This is a genomic window from Streptomyces sp. GLSS-08, from assembly GCF_056387915.1.
Genome location: NZ_JBWJAQ010000016.1, coordinates 125,678 through 142,059 on the forward strand (window position 1 = coordinate 125,678; position 16,382 = coordinate 142,059).

At 73.2% G+C, this 16,382-nt stretch carries 18 protein-coding genes; all 18 read left to right on the forward strand.

Going from position 1 to position 16,382, the window contains the following annotated elements; translation table 11 throughout:
- The first annotated feature begins 4 nt into the window (after positions 1 to 4).
- On the forward strand, positions 5 to 1,210 hold the full coding sequence (locus AC0ZLC_RS26145) for a beta-ketoacyl-[acyl-carrier-protein] synthase family protein (RefSeq protein WP_476754403.1): 1,206 nt from the start codon (positions 5 to 7) through the stop codon (positions 1,208 to 1,210).
- A complete protein-coding gene (locus AC0ZLC_RS26150; protein WP_476754404.1) occupies positions 1,207 to 2,379 on the forward strand; it encodes a beta-ketoacyl synthase N-terminal-like domain-containing protein in 1,173 nt (390 codons plus the stop codon). The genes AC0ZLC_RS26145 and AC0ZLC_RS26150 overlap by 4 nt, the downstream gene beginning before the upstream one ends.
- Positions 2,357 to 3,499, forward strand: a complete 1,143-nt coding sequence (locus AC0ZLC_RS26155; RefSeq protein ID WP_476754405.1) for a beta-ketoacyl synthase N-terminal-like domain-containing protein — start codon at positions 2,357 to 2,359, stop codon at positions 3,497 to 3,499. The genes AC0ZLC_RS26150 and AC0ZLC_RS26155 overlap by 23 nt, the downstream gene beginning before the upstream one ends.
- Complete coding sequence (locus AC0ZLC_RS26160; protein WP_476754406.1) at positions 3,489 to 4,358, forward strand: beta-ketoacyl synthase N-terminal-like domain-containing protein; 870 nt, start codon at positions 3,489 to 3,491, stop codon at positions 4,356 to 4,358. The genes AC0ZLC_RS26155 and AC0ZLC_RS26160 overlap by 11 nt, the downstream gene beginning before the upstream one ends.
- The gene (locus AC0ZLC_RS26165; protein ID WP_476754407.1) at positions 4,355 to 6,124 is read left to right on the forward strand and encodes a serine aminopeptidase domain-containing protein; all 1,770 of its coding nucleotides are present in this window, start codon (positions 4,355 to 4,357) and stop codon (positions 6,122 to 6,124) included. Before AC0ZLC_RS26160 ends, AC0ZLC_RS26165 begins: the two co-directional genes overlap by 4 nt.
- Positions 6,121 to 6,765, forward strand: coding sequence for a DsbA family protein (locus tag AC0ZLC_RS26170; RefSeq protein WP_476754408.1), 645 nt, complete (start codon positions 6,121 to 6,123; stop codon positions 6,763 to 6,765). The genes AC0ZLC_RS26165 and AC0ZLC_RS26170 overlap by 4 nt, the downstream gene beginning before the upstream one ends.
- Before the next feature lie 7 nt (positions 6,766 to 6,772).
- A complete protein-coding gene (locus AC0ZLC_RS26175; RefSeq protein WP_476754409.1) occupies positions 6,773 to 6,979 on the forward strand; it encodes a hypothetical protein in 207 nt (68 codons plus the stop codon).
- A gap of 40 nt (positions 6,980 to 7,019) precedes the next feature.
- Positions 7,020 to 7,760 (forward strand): 3-oxoacyl-[acyl-carrier-protein] reductase, encoded by a 741-nt coding sequence (gene fabG / locus AC0ZLC_RS26180; protein ID WP_358855529.1) that lies wholly within the window; start codon positions 7,020 to 7,022, stop codon positions 7,758 to 7,760.
- Entirely contained in the window at positions 7,757 to 8,236 is a 480-nt protein-coding gene (locus AC0ZLC_RS26185; protein WP_476754410.1) for a 3-hydroxyacyl-ACP dehydratase FabZ family protein, read from the forward strand. The genes fabG and AC0ZLC_RS26185 overlap by 4 nt, the downstream gene beginning before the upstream one ends.
- The gene (locus AC0ZLC_RS26190) at positions 8,229 to 8,705 is read left to right on the forward strand and encodes a 3-hydroxyacyl-ACP dehydratase FabZ family protein (protein ID WP_358855527.1); all 477 of its coding nucleotides are present in this window, start codon (positions 8,229 to 8,231) and stop codon (positions 8,703 to 8,705) included. Before AC0ZLC_RS26185 ends, AC0ZLC_RS26190 begins: the two co-directional genes overlap by 8 nt.
- A complete protein-coding gene (locus AC0ZLC_RS26195) occupies positions 8,705 to 9,907 on the forward strand; it encodes a beta-ketoacyl-[acyl-carrier-protein] synthase family protein (protein WP_476754411.1) in 1,203 nt (400 codons plus the stop codon). The genes AC0ZLC_RS26190 and AC0ZLC_RS26195 overlap by 1 nt, the downstream gene beginning before the upstream one ends.
- The gene (locus tag AC0ZLC_RS26200; RefSeq protein ID WP_476754412.1) at positions 9,904 to 10,950 is read left to right on the forward strand and encodes a beta-ketoacyl synthase N-terminal-like domain-containing protein; all 1,047 of its coding nucleotides are present in this window, start codon (positions 9,904 to 9,906) and stop codon (positions 10,948 to 10,950) included. The genes AC0ZLC_RS26195 and AC0ZLC_RS26200 overlap by 4 nt, the downstream gene beginning before the upstream one ends.
- Positions 10,947 to 11,771: an alpha/beta fold hydrolase gene (locus tag AC0ZLC_RS26205; RefSeq protein WP_476754413.1), complete on the forward strand. Its 825-nt coding sequence runs from the start codon at positions 10,947 to 10,949 to the stop codon at positions 11,769 to 11,771. Before AC0ZLC_RS26200 ends, AC0ZLC_RS26205 begins: the two co-directional genes overlap by 4 nt.
- Positions 11,772 to 11,835: 64 nt before the next feature.
- Positions 11,836 to 13,401 carry an MFS transporter gene (locus AC0ZLC_RS26210; protein ID WP_476754414.1) on the forward strand — a complete coding sequence of 522 codons (1,566 nt, stop codon included), beginning with the start codon at positions 11,836 to 11,838 and terminating at the stop codon, positions 13,399 to 13,401.
- A gap of 60 nt (positions 13,402 to 13,461) precedes the next feature.
- A complete protein-coding gene (gene fabD / locus AC0ZLC_RS26215) occupies positions 13,462 to 14,484 on the forward strand; it encodes an ACP S-malonyltransferase (RefSeq protein WP_476754415.1) in 1,023 nt (340 codons plus the stop codon).
- Positions 14,481 to 16,052 carry an acyl-CoA carboxylase subunit beta gene (locus tag AC0ZLC_RS26220; RefSeq protein WP_476754416.1) on the forward strand — a complete coding sequence of 524 codons (1,572 nt, stop codon included), beginning with the start codon at positions 14,481 to 14,483 and terminating at the stop codon, positions 16,050 to 16,052. The genes fabD and AC0ZLC_RS26220 overlap by 4 nt, the downstream gene beginning before the upstream one ends.
- Positions 16,053 to 16,057: 5 nt before the next feature.
- Positions 16,058 to 16,255: an acyl-CoA carboxylase subunit epsilon gene (locus AC0ZLC_RS26225; protein WP_476754424.1), complete on the forward strand. Its 198-nt coding sequence runs from the start codon at positions 16,058 to 16,060 to the stop codon at positions 16,253 to 16,255.
- Positions 16,255 to 16,382, forward strand: a 128-nt coding sequence (locus tag AC0ZLC_RS26230) for a biotin carboxylase N-terminal domain-containing protein (protein ID WP_476752599.1), incomplete at its 3' end; no start/stop codon positions are given. The genes AC0ZLC_RS26225 and AC0ZLC_RS26230, both read left to right, overlap by 1 nt.

Consider the following 16,382-nt stretch of genomic DNA (forward strand, 5'->3'; position numbering starts at 1 on the left):
CCCCATGCGACGGGTAGTCATCACCGGCCTCGGGCCCGTGTCGAGCATCGGTATTGGAGCGTCCGCCTACGGTGAGTCGCTGCGGGCGGGCGTCAACGGGGTGTCCCCGATCGCCTGTTTCGACTCCAGCGGCTTCCCCTACTTCATGGCCGGCGAAGTGCACGATTTCCGGCCGGAGGAGATGGTCCGGCGACTGTCTGTCGACGAGTGGGGCCGCACCAGCCTGTTCGCGGCGTCCGCGGCCCGTCTCGCGGTCGCGGACGCCGGGATCGACGAGGAGGAACTGGCCGCGTCCCGGGCCGGGTCGAGCATGGGCACCACCGGCGGCGAGTCGCAGGTGCTCGAACGGCTCACCAGTGACGCGCTGGAGGTCGGCGTCCACGGTCTGGACGCCAACCTGGTCCGCCAGGTCTCCAGCGCCCGCCTCTCGCAGGCGGTGAACCGGGAAATGCGGCTGACCGGTGACGCGGTCACGCTCTCCACCGCCTGCTCGGCCAGCAACTACGCGCTCGGCTACGCCTACGACCTGATCAGGACGGGTGAGGCCGACTACATGATCGCCGGCGGCGCGGACTCGGTCGGCCGCTGGTCGCACGCCGGCTTCTACCGGCTCGGCGCCCTCACCGAGAAGGCGTGCTCGCCCTTCGACAAGAACCGGTCCGGGATCATCACCGGCGAGGGCGGCGCGGCGATGTTCCTGGAGAGCCTGGAGTCCGCGCAGGCCCGCGGCGCCCGCATCCACGCCGAGGTGCTCGGCTACGGCGTCAACTGCGACGCCAACCACATGGTGGCGCCGAACCGGGAGAGCATCGCCGCGTGCATGCGCCTGGCCCACCACAACGCCGGCGTCGACGCGCGGGACGTGGACTACATCTGCGCCCACGGCACCGGCACCCCGGCGAACGACCAGGTGGAGGCCGGTGCGGTGGTCGACGTCTTCGGGGACAGCCCGCCGCCGATCAGTTCGACCAAGTCGATGCTCGGCCACACCATGGGCGCCGCGAGCGGCCTCGGTGCGATCGCGTCGGTGCTCGGCATCACGGGGTCGTTCCTGCCGCCGACCATCAACTACAGCACCCCCGACCCCGCCATGCCCCTGATCGACCCCGTTCCCAACACCGCGCGGCCCGCGGACGTGCGCATCGCCCAGGTGAACGGCTTCGCGTTCGGTGGCAACAACGCCATCGTCATGCTCGGGAGGTACTCATGACGGCGACGGCAGCCGAGCTGTCCGCCACCACCCCGCCCACCACTCCGGCCGTCCTGGCCATCACCGGTCTCGGCGTGCTGTCCGGCGCCGGCATCGGGGCCGAGGCCCTGGTGGGCGCCCTCACCGCGGGACAGTCCGCCACGGCGGACGTCTCCGGGATGTTCGAGGACCCGCTGCCGCGCACGGACGCCCACGCGCTGGTGGACTTCCGGGTCCGTGACTTCCTCGGGCGCAAGGGGAGCTCCTTCTTCGACCGCAGCACCTCGCTCGGCATGGTCGCCTGCCAGGCCGCCCTCGCCGACACGGACCTGACGGTCGGCGACGACAACAGGGCCCGGATCGGTATCACCCTGGGCACCACCGCGGGCAGCGCCAAGTCCACCAGCGACTACAGCCGCGACACGTTCGTCCAGGAACGGCCGTACCTGGTCAACCCGTTGCTGTTCCCCAACGCGGTGATGAACTGCGCGGCGGGCCAGGCGGCGATCCGGTACGGGCTCCAGGGCGTCAACGCCACCATCGCGGGTGGCCCGATCGCGATGCTCAACGTCCTGCGCTACACCCGCAACCTCATCAGCTGCGGTTACGCGGACGCCCTCCTCGCGGGCTGCGTCGAGGAGTTCAGCCCGCAGTCGGCGTGGGCGGTGCACTACGCGCAGTCCACCGACGGCGGCGAGCTGCCGCCGGGCGAGGGCGCGGCGGTGTTCGTCGTCGAGAGCGCCGAGGCGGTACGCGCCGCGGGGCGCCGGCCCGACGCCGAGGTGCTCGCCGTGGAGACCGGGGTGTACGACCCGCCGGGCACCGACGGCACCTTCGTCGACGGCCTGACCGCCTGTCTCACCCGCGCTCTTGAGCGGTCCGGCGTGGCGGCGTCCCAGGTGTCGGTGGTGGCCACGGCGACCAGCGGCATGCCCCGGTACGACGACGCGGAGGACGCCGCCGTCGCGGCCGTCCTCGGCGACGCACCCGAGCGACTGCGGGTCAAGGACGTGACGGGGGAGGCGTTCAGCGCCTCCGGAGCGTTCCAGCTGGCCGCGCTGATCGCCCGGCACCGGGCCGAGCCCGCGCGCGACGGCGAGATCTCCGTGATCACCACCCTCGGCGGTGACGGCGCGGCCGGAGCCGCCGTGGTCAGGGGGTGGAGTCGTGCCGACAGCCATCACGGGTAGCGCGATGATCACGTGCCTGGGCGATCTCGACGAGACCGTCCGGGCCCTGCGGGAGGGCCGCACCGGGGTCTCCCCGCTGCGCTGCGGAGACCCCGCCAAGCTCAACGTCCGCAACGCCTACTCGATCGACGACGCCGGTCGGACCCCGGCCGGCCTGCCCCGGCTGGCCGGCCGGTGGCTCGCCTCGTGTGTGGCGCGGGCACTTCAGGACGCCGGAGTGGATCCCGCGCGACGCCGGGTGGCGGTGATCGTCGGCACCGGTCTGCGCGAGCTGCGCGGAGTGGAGCAGTGGTACGCCGACGGTGCCCCCCTGCGGCTGTCCGAGCTGCACTTCGCCGAGGCGGTGCGCTCCGTCGCCCCCGGCGTCACCGAGGTGCACACCATCGCCAACGCGTGCGCCGCCTCGGGCTACGCGCTTGCCCTGGCCGCGGACATGCTGGAGCTCGGTGAGGCGGACGCCGTCGTCGCGGCGGGCTGCGACACCATGACGGAGAGCATGCTCACCATGATCGGCCGGGTCGGCACGGTCACGGCCGACATGGTCCGGCCCTTCGACGCCGACCGCGACGGAGTGCTGCTCGGCGAGGGCGCGGTCGCCGTGGTCCTGGAGCGGGCCGGTGAACTCACCGGTGAGCGGCGCCCGTCGGCCCTGGTGCACGGCGTCGGCCTGGGATGCGACGCCCACCACGAGACCGCTCCCGACCGGGCGGGCATCGTCGCGACGATGCGGGACGCGCACGAACGCGCCGGTGTCACCCCGGACGACATCGGCCTCGTCCTCGCACACGGGACCTCGACGGCCCTGAACGACCCGACCGAGGCCGCGGCGCTCTTCGAGGTGTTCGGTGCCGACGGCCCGCCGGTCACCGGCATCAAGGGCGCCGTCGGGCACACCTCGGGCGGCGCCGCCCTGATGAGCCTGCTGGTCGCCGTGGACGCGATGCGCTCCGGTGTCGTACCGCCGACGACCGGTCTGCGCAGGCCCGACGCCGAGGCCGAGAAGCTCGACCTCGTGTACGGGGAGCCGCGGACGGTGCGGCCGCGGTTGGCCCAGGTGAACGCGTTCGGCTTCGGCGGAGTGAACGCCGTGACGGTCGTGGAGGCCTGCGATGCCCGCTGACACTCGCCAACTCGCCCTGGACGGCTGGTCCGTCCACGTGCCCGGGCTGTCCGCGGCGGACCTGCCCGGTTCGCCCGAGGAGCCGGCGTGCCGGCCCGAGGACGCCAAGGAGGTGCTCGGCCGCAAGGGGCTGCTCGGCAAGGAGCCGTCCACGCGGCTGGCGCTGTGCGCGGTCCACCGGGCCCTCGGACTGCCCCCGGGCCCCCTCGCCCACCCGGTCCCGGACGCCGCGGGCACCGCCGTGGTGGTCGCCTCGAACCTCGGCAACGTGGAGACCGTGTGCACGGTCCTCACCGACATGCGCGAACGCTCCGGGTCCGTGGTCAGCGTGCTGGACGCCCCCAACGCGTCCAGCAACGTGATCGCCAGCACCGTGGCGATCCGGTACGGCTTCACCGGACCCAACCTCGCCGTGTGCAGCGGCGCGACCGCGGGACTCGACGCGGTCGCCCTGGCCTCCCGGCTGATCCTGGCCGGCCGGGCCCGGCGCGCGGTCGTCGTGGGTGCGGAGCCCGCCGACCCGGTGGCCGTACGGCTCGCCGCGCTGCGCGAGGACGCTCCCGCGCCGCTCGCCGCCGCCGCCGGATGTCTGCTGCTCGGCCTGCCGGGCGCGTGGCCGCGGTCCACCGGTGTGCGGATCGGTCCCGTCGTGCGGGCCGCCGGCCCGGTCACCCCCTTCCACGGGGAACCCGGTGACTTCTACGGGGCTGCCGGTGTCGTCCGGCTCGCCGTGGCCGCCGCCCGACTCACGGCCGCGGGCCCCGAGGACGCGGCCGTCGCCGTCGGCTGCGGTGACGCGGAGGACGGCTGGGCGAGCACCGAACTCACCCTCGTGCAGCGGGCGGAGGTCCCGGGATGAGCGGGTGGACGAAGGTGGCCGCGCGGGACGGCCTGGAGGTCTGGCGCGGCCCCGGCGAGGGTCCCGCGCTGGTCGCCGCGCACGGCATCGAGGACTCCTGGGGGTGCTGGCGGGCCCTCACCGAGCGGCTCCCCGGCTACCGCCCGTACGCCCTCCAGCTCCCCTGGCGCGGCGGCAACTCCTACGCGTGGCGTCCCGAGGGGTCGCCCGGGCAGTGGATGCGCCGGGCGCTGGAGCTGGTGCCCGAGCCGCCCGCCGCCCTGCTCGGCCACTCGTTCGGGGCCAACGCCATCCTGGAGTACCTGTCCGGTGAGGACGTACAGCCCGGGATCGGGGCGGCGGTCCTCGCCGCTCCGTTCTACCGGCCCGCGGACTTCCCGCTCACGCCGGAGCTGCGCACCCGCTCGCTCGCCGCGCTGCGCAAGGTGATCGTCGAGGGGCTGCGGCTGGGGCTCGGCGCGCGCGGCGAGGCGCTGGACCCCGAGGTGCGGCGGCTGATGGTGCGCAAGCTCCTCGACCGTGCCGTGCCGGGCGGATTCCCGGTGTTCTACGAGGAGTTCGCGCAGTCCGGACTCCTCGACCTGACGCGCGTCACCGTGCCGACGCTGGTCCTGGCCGGCACCCGGGACGAGTCGCTGACGCCCATGCGGGCCGCCGCACTCGACCGGGACATGCCCGCCGCGACGGTCCGACTGCACCCCGCCTACGGGCACTTCTGCCACGTGGCGCAGACCGAGCGGATGAGCCGGGAGACCGCAGCGTTCCTCGGCACCGCCCTCGCACCGAACCCGCACCCCACCGAAGGAGATCCTCCCGTGCCCGAACTGCTCGACGGGGAGCCCACCAGCTACGTGGGCCAGCCGCGCTACGAAGGCGCCAACATCCGCACCTGGATCGGCTTCAAGCACTTCATGTACCTCGCCGAGGAGGCGGTCCTGCAGTACTTCGCCGACCGCGGCGTGGACGCCAGGACCCTCTATCACACGTACGGTCTCGGCCTGGAGATCGTCGACTCCTCCGTGCAGCTGCCGGTGGCCCTGGAGGTCGGTGAGCAGGTCTACGCCACCGTGGTCTCGGCGAAGCCGAAGCCCGGGCAGGGTGCGCCGTTCACCGTGTCGCTGACCGTGGAGCGCGAGGGCCGGACGGTCACCGTGCTCAAGGGCAAGGTCCGCGCCGCCCTCGTCACCGTCAAGGACGGCTCCGGCTCGGAGCCGGTCCCGGCCTTCCTCGAACCGTACGTCGTCCCCGAGGTGGCCGCCCTGCACAACAGCGCCGCCGGGAGCGTGCCGATCGCGGCCGGCCAGGACGTCGCCGCCGTGCTGGCGCCCGAGGGCTCCGGCGCCTACCTGTGGGACTGGCGGGCGCCCTACTACTACTGCCACTTCTCGGACCGGCTCCAGCACTCCGCCTACATCCGGACGCTGGAGGAGGTCGTGGACCGCTACCTCCACTCGCGCGACCTCGCGATCGGGCGGCTCCTAGAGGAGCGCGGCTGGATCCCGGTGGTGTCCCGGGCACGGGTCCAGCTCCTCGGCGACATCTGGATGGAGGAGACGGTCCACACCGTCTTCAAGGTGGAGGAGATCCTGCGCGACACCATGTACACCGCGCGGATGGACTGCTACGTCCGCCGCGGGGACCGCCTGGAGCGCGCCGCGACCGCCACGATCATGCACGGCTACGCGGTCAGCCGCGGCGAGCAGGCCGGCACCGTCGCCGTCCTGGACGAGAAGGTGCAGACGGCACTGCGCGGGGGTGCCGCATGAGTCTGCGCCGGCCCCCGCGGCTGTACTTCTCCCTGCGCTCCCCCTTCAGCTGGATGGCGCTGCGCCGCCTGGAGGAGCGACTGCCGAACGCCCAGGAGCTCATCGAGTTCGTGCCCTTCTCCGAGCCCGACGCGCAGAGCGCGGCGGCCCTGGAGGCGGAGGGCGGCGAGTTCCACTACGTGGCCATGAGCAAGGCCAAGCACCTGTACATCCTCAACGACACCAAGCGCCTGGCCGCGAAGTACGGCTACGCCATGAAGTGGCCCATCGACAAGGGCGACGAGTGGTGGGACCTGCCCCACCTCGCCTGGTTCAAGGCGAGGGAACTGGGCGTGCACCGCGCCTACTACGACGCGGTGATGGCGGCCCGCTGGGAGCGCGGCGAGGACATCTGCGACCCCGGCACGCTGCTGCGGGTCTGCGACGAGGCGGGACTCGACGGCCCGGCGCTGGTCGGCGCTCCCGACGAGCCGCACATCAGGAAGCAGGGCGTGCAGGCGCTCATGCGCATCTACGAGGACGACGTGTTCGGCGTCCCGTACTTCAAGGTCGGCCGGCACCGCTTCTGGGGCCTCGACCGGCTCGACGACTTCCTGGCCACGCTGCACGAGGCGCTGGCCGGCGCGACGGCCAAGGGGTGAGGCACGGATGACCACGACGACGACCGCGACCGGTACGACCGACACCGGGACCGGTACGACCACCGCCGCGGCCACCGCGGCCGACGAGGTGCGGGCGGGCGCGTATCCGCTGGTGGACGCCGAGTGGGGCGAGGACCCCCTCGACGGCGTACCGCGAGAACTGCGGGAGCGGACCGGCTCGATGGACCAGGACACCGCGGGCGGCTGCGGCTGACGCCGAGCCCCCCGCACCACCGACTCAGAAGGGCAGTGCAGTGACCGAACGTCAAGTGGCCATCGTCACCGGAGGATCGCGCGGCATCGGCCGCGCCGTGGCCGTCCAGCTCGCCGCGGACGGGTACGACATCGCCTTCTGCTACCGCAGCGGCACCGAGGCGGCGGCCGAGACCGAGAAGCTGGTGCGGGACCGGGGTGCGCAGGTCTACCACGCGCCCTGCGACGTCGCCGACTTCGACGCGGTGCAGGAGTTCGCCGGCGAGGCCGCGAAGCGCCTGGGACCGGTCGCCGTCCTGGTGAACTCCGCGGGCGTCGTACGGGACAACCCGATGGTGCTGATGCCGGTCGAGGACTGGCACACCGTCATCGACACCAACCTGACGGGCACCTTCAACTTCTGCCGTTCCGTGGGCTTCGGCTTCATGAAGCGCAAGAAGGGCGTCATCGTCAACATGTCGTCCATCTCCGGCGTCTACGGCCACGCCACGCAGACCAACTACTCGGCCTCCAAGGCCGGGATCCAGGGGATGAGCCTGTCCCTGGCCAAGGAGGTCGCGGCCTACGGCATCCGCGTCAACGTCGTCGCGCCCGGGTTCATCGAGACGGACATGACCGAGGCGCTGCCCGAGAAGGTGCGCGAGCAGGCCCTCAAGTCGATCCCGCTGAAGCGGTACGGCGGCGCGGCCGAGGTGGCCGACCTGGTGTCGTTCCTGGTGTCCGACAAGGCCGCGTACATCACCGGCGAGGTCATCCAGATCGACGGCGGAGTCGCGCTGTGAGCAGCCCGGCCGCGGTCGCCGTGGCCGAGGAGACGGCCGTGACCGGACCCAGACGGCGTGCCACGTCGGTCGATCCGGCCGACACGGTGACGGTCCACTCGCCGGCCGAGGTCACCGTCCGCAAGCTGATCGCCGCCGACGAGCCGTATCTGGAGGGCCACTACCCGGACTTCACCGTCTATCCGGGCGCCTTCATCGTCGAGTCGGTCTGCGAGGCGGTGCTGCACCTGGTGCGGCACACGTCGGGCGCGGACGCCTGGGCGCGGCCCGCCGGAATCCAGTCGGTGCGCTTCACCAGCGCGCTGGCCCCCGGCGACACCCTGGAGGTGCACTGCGTGTGCCGGCCCGCCGAAGAGGCGGGCGTGCTCGCGGTGGAGGCCCGGTGCACCAACGGCGGCACCAGGGCAGCGCTGATCAGGATGACGTTCCGGACCACCACGGCCGCGGACGACTCCCCGGGGGGCCCGGATGCTTGAGTACGCCGACATCCGCGGACTGATCCCGCACGCGTATCCGATGCTCCTCGTCGACCGTGTCGTGGAGTGGGAACCGTACGACCGGATCGTCACCCTCAAGGCGGTCACCGGAAGCGAGCCCTGCTATGCGGGCCTGGCCCCGGGAGCGCCGCGGCGCGCCTTCGCCTACCCGCCCTCGCTGCTCATGGAGTCCTGGGGCCAGGGCGGCGCCATCCTCTGGATGCGGCGGGTCGACGAGCGGGGCGAGCGCGGCGGGGCCCCGATCCTGGCCGCCTCCCGCGACATGACCTTCCACCGCGAGGTGTTCCCCGGTGACACGCTGCGGCACGTCGTGCGGGTCGACCAGTACTCGGGCAGCAGCGTCATCATGAGCGGCGAGTCCTACGTCGGTGACGACCTGGTCGCCGAGATCGGCTACGCCATCGCGGTGCTGCGTCCCGCCGAGCAGCTGAGCTGGGGCGCGGCCTGATGGAAACCGACGTGGTCATCACCGGACTCGGCGTCGTCTCGCCGCTCGGCCGCGGTGTCGGACGGTTCTGGGAGGGCCTGCTGCGCGGCGACGTGCCGGTGCGCCCGCTCCGCTTCCCCGGCGCGGCGATGCCCGACTCGCTCGCCTACCGGGTGGACGACCTGCCCCCGGGCGCTCACGAACCGGTCGGCAGGGCCAGCGGGTTCGCCCTGGAGGCGGCCCGGGACGCGCTCGCCGACGCGGGTCTCGGGACCGGCGGCCCCGGCGAACTCGACGGCGTCGGGGTCTGCGTGGCCACCGGCAACGGCGACAGCGACGTGCAGGAGGCGTGCCGGGACGGGCGCCGCGAACCGGACGCGGGCACCTGGTTCCCCTACGGCACGGCCGGACTCCTGTCCGACCGGTTCGGCCTGTACGGGCCGGGGGTGACCGTCTCCACCGCGTGCGCGGCCGGCGCCTACGCCGTCGCCATGGGAGCCGACATGATCGCCGACGGTGAGGCGGACACCGTCCTGGTCGGCGGCACCGAGGCGATCTCCCGCCCGGCCGTCGGGGCCTTCCTGCGCCTGGGGGCCGGCGATCCGCTGCACTGCCGCCCCTTCGACGCCGACCGGGCCGGCACCGTGTACGGGGAGGGCGCCGCGTTCCTCGTCCTGGAGTCGGCCGCCCGCGCGGCGGCCCGCGGCCGGACGGCATACGCCCGGGTGCTCAGCTCCGGGTGGAGCTGCGACGCCTTCCACGTCACGGCACCCGACCCGCAGGGCACCCAGGCCGTGCGCGCCGTCCACGACGCCCTGCGGCGGGGCGGGATGACCGCCGGTGACATCGGTGCCGTGCTGTGCCACGGCACCGGGACGCCCGCGAACGACACCGTGGAGAGCCTTGTCACCGCCCGGGTCCTCGGCGCCCGGACTCCCGAGGTGCCGGTGAGCGCCGTGAAGGCGTCCCTCGGCCACAGCGGGGGAGCGGCCGGGGCGTTCGGCTGCCTGACCGCCGCGCTGGTCGTCCGGCACGGGCTGGTCCCGCCGGTCGGCACCCTGCGCCGCCTCGACCCCGGGTGCGGGCTGCGGGTCGTCCGCGACACCCCCGGGACGGCGGCGCCCGGCCCGGTCCTGGTCAACGCCTACGCCTTCGGCGGCAACAACATCTCCGTGGCCATCGGCAGGCCGGCTGACCGGGCGGACCGGGAGGCGGTCGCATGAGGTCCGACAGCACCGGCCCGGTCGCCGTCACCGGCATCGGCCCCATCAGCACACTCGGCATCGGCGCCAAGGAACTGGCCGCCGCGCCCACCGTGACGGGCGCCGCCGACGGGACGACGCCCCTGGAGGCACCTAGGACGAGGGAGCTGGACGGGTTCCACCCGGCCGAGTTCCTCGGCAGGCGCGGCTGGCGGCTGCTGCCCCGCGCCACGCAACTGGCCCTGGCCGCCGCCCGGCTCGCCCTTCCCGGCCCCGACGCCATGGGAGCGCCCGCGCCCGAACGCACCGGTGTCGCCCTCGGCACCAACTTCGCCGTCGACGAGATCGTGGACCGGATCGACCGGGCCCTGCTGACCGAGGGCATCTCCGGGATCAGCCCCGTCGAGTGCCCCAACTTCGCGATCAACGTGCCCGTCAGCCAGGTCTCCCTGTCGTACGGCCTCAAGGCGTTCAACGTGACGCTGGTCAACCTGCTGACCGCCGGCTACGAGTCGGTCCTCCTCGGCGCGCGGGCCATGCTCGCGGGGCGGGCGGACGCGGTGCTCTCCGGCGGGATCGAAGGGCTGCCGCCGGCCGGGGCAGGCGCCCTGTGCGGACCGGACGCCGACGTCGCGGGTGCCTGCCTGCTGCACCTCGAACCGGCAGCGGCGGCCCTGCGCCGCGGTGCCGACATCCACGGCAGGCTGACCGGCGGCGCGCGCAGAGTGCTGCCGGGCGACCCGCGCGACGCCGAGCGCGTCCTGGGCTCCGTCCTCGACCGGCTCGGTGACCCGCCGCCCGCCGCGATACGGCTCCACGTCCCGCTGACCGACGCGGGCGCGCGCGCCGCGGAGGCGAGCGGGCGCTGGGCCGCCCGGCGCGGGGTGCGGGACGGCGTGACGGTGGTCCGCGGCGGCGCGCAGAGCGGGGTCACCGGCCTGCTCGCGCTGGCCCAGCACCTGGCCAGGACCGCCGGCCCGGAGGGGGACGTGGCGTTCCTGACGCTGGGACCGCAGGGGCATCTGGTCGCCCTGCGGGTGGCGCGGGAAGGCGGCGCCGTATGAGCCGCGGACCCGCGCAGGAACCGGTCGGCGAGACCACCGTGCTCGGCGAGGACCTGGCCGTGCACCGCTTCGGGTCCCCGCCCGCCGCCGCGTTCGTGCACGGCCTGGAGGACGCGTGGAACTCGTGGACCCCGCTGGCCGGGCTCCTCGCCGGCCGGCTGCGCGGCTATCCCCTGGACCTGCCGTGGCGTACGGGCGGCACCTACCGCTGGCGCAGCCGCGGTTCCACGGCGCAGTGGGTGGAGGCCGGGCTCGGCCTGGTGCCCGAGCCGGTCTCGGTCCTGGTGGCCCACTCGCTGGGCGCCAACGCCGTACTGCAGTGGCTGGCGACGGGAGCACGGCCGAAGCTCGACGCCCTGATCCTGCTGTCACCGTTCTACTGGCCGCCGTCACAGCCCGCGGACTGGCAGATGTTCGACTCCTTCCGCGAGGACTTCGCCGCCGTCATGACGATGGGGCTGCGCACCAGGCTGGGCACGCGGGCGCAGTCCATGGACCCGGACATCTTCAACGGCATGGCGCGCAAGATGCTGGAGGGCATGGGGCCGCAGGCCTTCCTCGCCCTGTTCGACCAGTACAGCGCGGCCACCGGGCTCGCGCTCGGGCACGTCGACATCCCGACGCTGATCATCGGCAGCCCGCACGACACGGGACTCGCAGGTGAACGGGCCGACGCGCTGAAGGCCGACCTGCCCGTCGCCGAGTTCCATCTCGACCCCCGCCTGACGCACTTCTGCCACTCGGACCAGCCGGACGAGGTGGCCCGTCTCGTCCTCGCGTTCCTCGACCGGGCGGCGGCCGGCCACCGCCCCGCCGCCTGACCACCGCCGCACCGGGCCCGCGCCCGTCCCCGACACGCACCCGCGAACAAGGAGTTGACCCACTGTGCCGACGCATCCCGCACACCGGTCCGGGAAACCGGCCCTGACGATGGTGGCCGCGCTGCTGGGCCTGTTCATCGCGCTGCTCGACGTCACCGTCGTCACGGTGGCGCTGCCCACGATGGGCACCGACCTGGACGCCTCCTTCTCCGACCTGGAGTGGGTGGCCAACGCGTACATGCTGGCCCTCGCGGTCTTCATCGTCACCGCCGGACGGCTCGGTGACCTCTACGGGCAGCGCCGGATCTACGTCATCGGCGTGGTGGTCTTCCTCGCGGGCTCGCTGGTCTGCGGCGCCGCGGGAGAACTGGCGCCCTTCGGCTGGTCGCACATCACCACCCTCCACGCGGGCCGCGTCGTCCAGGGGGTCGGCGGCGCGGTGATCATGCCGCTGACGCTCGCCATCGTCTACTCGTCCTTCGAGGGCAGGGCACGCGCGCTCGGCATCATGCTGTGGGGCGCGGTGGGCGGCCTCGCCACCGCGCTGGGTCCGCTGATCGGCGGTGTCCTCGTCGACCACGTCGGCTGGGAGTGGATCTTCCTGGTGAACCTGCCCATCGGCCTGGTGGTCGTCGTCGCCGCCCTCGGTATCAAGGACACCCGGCGCGACTTCGGGCCGAGGCGGCCGCCGCTGGACGTGGCGGGACTGCTGACGGTGAGCGGCTCGCTGCTCTGCCTCAACCTCGCGCTGATCAACGGGGCCGACTGGGGCTGGACCTCGGGCCGCGAACTGGCGCTGCTCGGCGGCTCGGCACTCCTGCTGTGCGGCTTCCTCACGGTGGAGTCCCGCTCCGCGGCCCCCATCATGAACCTGGCCTGGTTCCGGCGGCCCTCCTTCGGCGGCAGTGTCACCGCCGGCTTCCTGCTGGGCGCCGGCATGTTCTCGACGATGTTCTACCTGTCGATCTACCTGCAGAGCGGTCTCGGTCTGACCGCGCTGGAGACCGGGGTCCGGCTGCTGCCGCTGACCCTGATGCTCATCGTCGGTGCCCCGCTGGGCGGCAAACTCTCCGCCAGGCTCGGGATGCGCGGTGCCATGGCGGTCGCGTTCGCCCTGATGGCCGTGGGCATCGCCAGCTTCACGCTGACGGACCCCGCCGGTGACCCGGGCTCGTGGACGCGTCTGCTGCCCGGGCTGCTCATCACCGGTCTGACGCTGGGCATCCTCATGCCCGTCTCCTCGGAACTGACCGTCGCCGCCGCCCCGCAGGACCAGGTCGGTGTCGCCGCGAGCGCCGGCACGATGTTCCGGCAGGTCGGCAACGCCGTCGGCGTCGCGATCATGGGCGCGCTGATGAGCACGCAGACCGACGCCGCGACGAAGGAGATCGAGCGGCTCGCCGCCCGGGGCACCCTCACGACCGAACGGGCCGCCGCGCTGCGCCAGTCGGCCATCACCGACGGACTGGACCACGGCTCGTGGTTCGCCGCCGCGGTGACGCTGGCCGCGGCCCTGGTCGTCGTGCTCTTCGTCCGCAACCTGCCGCGCACCCCCGGGACGAAGGCCCCCGCCGACGCGGGCCCCGCCTCCGCCGCCGGGGTCGCGGTGTCCGACAGCGGCCGGCCCTGACCCGCCGGCCCGACCTCAGTCCATGAAGCAGGAACCACCAAGAAAGGCGGGTCACCCGTGATGGGCAGGACCGCGTTCGTCTTCCCCGGCCAGGGGTCGCAGCAGGTGGGCATGGGGCTCCATCTGCTCACCGAGCGACCCGACTTGCTGCACACCTACTACCGGGCTGCCGACGAGATCCTCGGCATCCCCCTGTCCACCCTGTGCCGGGAGGGACCGGCACAGACCCTGCGCGACACCTCGGTCACCCAGCCCGCGGTCTTCCTGACCAGCCTCGCCGCCCTGGACGTCCTGCGGGACAAGGGGTACGAGCCCGACGTCGTCGCGGGCCACAGCCTCGGCGAGTACACCGCCCTGGTCGCCGCGGGAGCCCTCGACTGGACGGACGCGCTGCGCCTCGTACGCCGCCGCGGCCAGCTCATGGCCGGGGTCAACCGGCGGATACCCGGCCGGATGGCCGCCGTGCTCGGCCTGGAACTCACCGTGGTGGAGGCGCTCTGCGACCGGGTCGCCCTGGAGCTCGGCCAGGTGGTCGAGGTCGCCAACGACAACGAGCCGCGGCAGGCCGTCGTGTCGGGGCAGCGCGAGGCCGTCGAACGGGTCCGTGTCGCGGCGCGGGAGGCCGGCGCGCTCAAGGTCATGGAGCTGGAGGTGGGTGCTCCGTTCCACTGCAGCCTGATGAGCGGGATCGAGGAGGAGTTCGCCGCCGAGCTCGACCGGGTGGAGCTGCGCGCCCCGCGGGTGCCGCTCGTCTCCGGTGTCACCGCCGGTCTCGTCACCACGGCGGAGGACGTCGCCCGCTGCCTGCGCCGCCAGCTCGCGGGCCGCGTCCGGTGGACCGGCGCCGTGCGCACCATGGCCGGCGAAGGCGTCACCGCCTTCGTGGAGGTGGGCCCCGGCAAGGTGCTCGGGGGCCTGTGCCGCCGCATCGTGCCGGGAGCGGCCGTCTACGCCACCCATGACGAGCGCGGACTTGCGAAGACGCTGTCCGCCGTGCCGCCCGCCGGCGGAGGGGCTCTCGCGCCGCCCGCCCGCGCCGCCGGCAGTCCCCTCGCCCACGTCACCCCGGGAGCCGCCGTATGACCACCGTCCAGGAAAACAGGGGACCGGGCGACCGGGTCGCCGAACTGGCGCGGATCAAGGGGGCGCTGCGGGACGGACCCGACCCCGCGGCGACCGAACGCCAGCACGCCAAGGGCAAGCTGACCGCTCACGAGCGGATCGAACTGCTGTTGGACGAGGGGTCGTTCAACGAGATCGAGGCGCTGCGCCGGCACCGTGCGACGGGCTTCGGTCTGGAGCAGCGACGTCCCTACAGCGACGGTGTGATCACCGGCTGGGGCACGGTGCACGGCCGTACGGTGTTCGTCTACGCCCATGACTTCCGGATCTTCGGAGGCGCCCTCGGCGAGGCGCACGCCGAGAAGATCCACAAGGTGATGGACCTGGCCGAGTCGGCTGGCGCGCCCCTGGTGAGCCTCAACGACGGCGCGGGCGCCCGCATCCAGGAAGGGGTCACGGCCCTCGCCGGCTACGGCGGCATCTTCCGGCGCAACACCCGCTGCTCCGGCGTGATCCCGCAGATCAGCGTGATGCTCGGCCCGTGCGCGGGCGGCGCGGCCTACAGCCCGGCCCTGACGGACTTCGTGTTCATGGTCCGCGGCACCTCGCAGATGTTCATCACCGGGCCCGACGTGGTGCGGACGGTGACCGGCGAGGAGGTGACCCAGGACGGGCTCGGCGGCGCCGACGTCCACGCGGCCACCTCCGGCGTGGCGGCCTTCGTCCACGACGACGAGGAGCAGTGCCTGGAGGAGGTGCGCTACCTGCTGTCGCTGCTGCCCTCCAACAATCGCGAACTGCCGCCGACGGAACCGGCCGACGACCCGGCGAACCGCAGCACGGAGGCGCTCGCCGAACTCGTGCCCGTCGACCCCGGCCGCTCCTACGACATGCGCAAGGTGGTCGCCGAGATCGTCGACGGCGGCGAGTACTTCGAGATCAGCGAGCGGTGGGCGACCAACGTCCTGTGCGTGCTCGCCCGCCTCGACGGTCATGTCGTCGGCATCGTCGCCAACCAGCCGGGCAGCCTGGCCGGCGTGCTCGACATCGAGGCGTCGGAGAAGGCGGCACGCTTCGTGCAGTTCTGCGACGCGTTCAACATCCCGCTGGTGACGCTGGTGGACGTGCCCGGCTTCCTGCCCGGGGTCGGGCAGGAGCACGACGGGATCATCCGGCGCGGCGCCAAGCTGCTCTACGCGTACTGCAACGCCACCGTCCCGCGCGTCTCGCTGATCCTGCGCAAGGCGTACGGCGGTGCCTACATCGTCATGGACTCCCGTTCCATCGGGGCCGACCTGTCGCTGGCCTGGCCGTCGAACGAGATCGCGGTCATGGGCGCGGAGGGCGCGGCCAACGTCATCTTCCGCAGGGAGATCGCGGCGGCCGACGACCCCGAGGCGACCCGCGTCCAGAAGATCAAGGAATACCGGAGCGAGCTGATGAGCCCGTACTACGCCGCCGAACGGGGCCTGGTCGACGATGTGATCGACCCCGCGGAGACCCGGTCCGTGCTGATCCGCTCCCTGGACATGCTGCGGACGAAGCACGTCGACCTGCCGTCGCGCAAGCACGGCAACCCGCCGGTGTGAGCGCCGTGGCAGCCGGCCGGCCGTCCTTCACCCTCGTCCGGGGCAACGCCGACCCGGAGGACCTGGCCGCCCTGGTCGGCGTACTCCTCGCGGTGTGCCGGGAACCCTCGGCACCCGCGGAGCGTCGTTCGGGGAGGGCCGGATGGGATCGTGCCCCTCACCGCTCCCTGGCGCAGGCCGGGTCTTGGAGGTCTCGTTCATGATGCGCAAGGTGCTCATCGCCAACCGTGGCGAAATCGCTGTCCGCGTGGCCCGGGCGTGCCGGGATGCCGGGATCGCGAGCGTTGCCGTCTATGCCGAGCCGGACCGGGACGCTGTGCATGTCCGGGT

Excerpts from the sequence above, each read along its gene's own strand:
- AC0ZLC_RS26145 (WP_476754403.1), top strand. The coding sequence starts at position 5 with ATGCGACGGGTAGTCATCACCGGCCTCGGGCCCGTGTCGAGCATCGGT.
- AC0ZLC_RS26170 (WP_476754408.1), top strand. The coding sequence starts at position 6,121 with ATGAGTCTGCGCCGGCCCCCGCGGCTGTACTTCTCCCTGCGCTCCCCC.
- AC0ZLC_RS26190 (WP_358855527.1), top strand. The coding sequence starts at position 8,229 with ATGCTTGAGTACGCCGACATCCGCGGACTGATCCCGCACGCGTATCCG.
- AC0ZLC_RS26220 (WP_476754416.1), top strand. The coding sequence starts at position 14,481 with ATGACCACCGTCCAGGAAAACAGGGGACCGGGCGACCGGGTCGCCGAA.
- AC0ZLC_RS26195 (WP_476754411.1), top strand. The coding sequence starts at position 8,705 with ATGGAAACCGACGTGGTCATCACCGGACTCGGCGTCGTCTCGCCGCTC.
- AC0ZLC_RS26160 (WP_476754406.1), top strand. The coding sequence starts at position 3,489 with ATGCCCGCTGACACTCGCCAACTCGCCCTGGACGGCTGGTCCGTCCAC.
- AC0ZLC_RS26200 (WP_476754412.1), top strand. The coding sequence starts at position 9,904 with ATGAGGTCCGACAGCACCGGCCCGGTCGCCGTCACCGGCATCGGCCCC.
- AC0ZLC_RS26175 (WP_476754409.1), top strand. The coding sequence starts at position 6,773 with ATGACCACGACGACGACCGCGACCGGTACGACCGACACCGGGACCGGT.
- AC0ZLC_RS26165 (WP_476754407.1), top strand. The coding sequence starts at position 4,355 with ATGAGCGGGTGGACGAAGGTGGCCGCGCGGGACGGCCTGGAGGTCTGG.
- AC0ZLC_RS26150 (WP_476754404.1), top strand. The coding sequence starts at position 1,207 with ATGACGGCGACGGCAGCCGAGCTGTCCGCCACCACCCCGCCCACCACT.
- fabD (WP_476754415.1), top strand. The coding sequence starts at position 13,462 with ATGGGCAGGACCGCGTTCGTCTTCCCCGGCCAGGGGTCGCAGCAGGTG.
- AC0ZLC_RS26205 (WP_476754413.1), top strand. The coding sequence starts at position 10,947 with ATGAGCCGCGGACCCGCGCAGGAACCGGTCGGCGAGACCACCGTGCTC.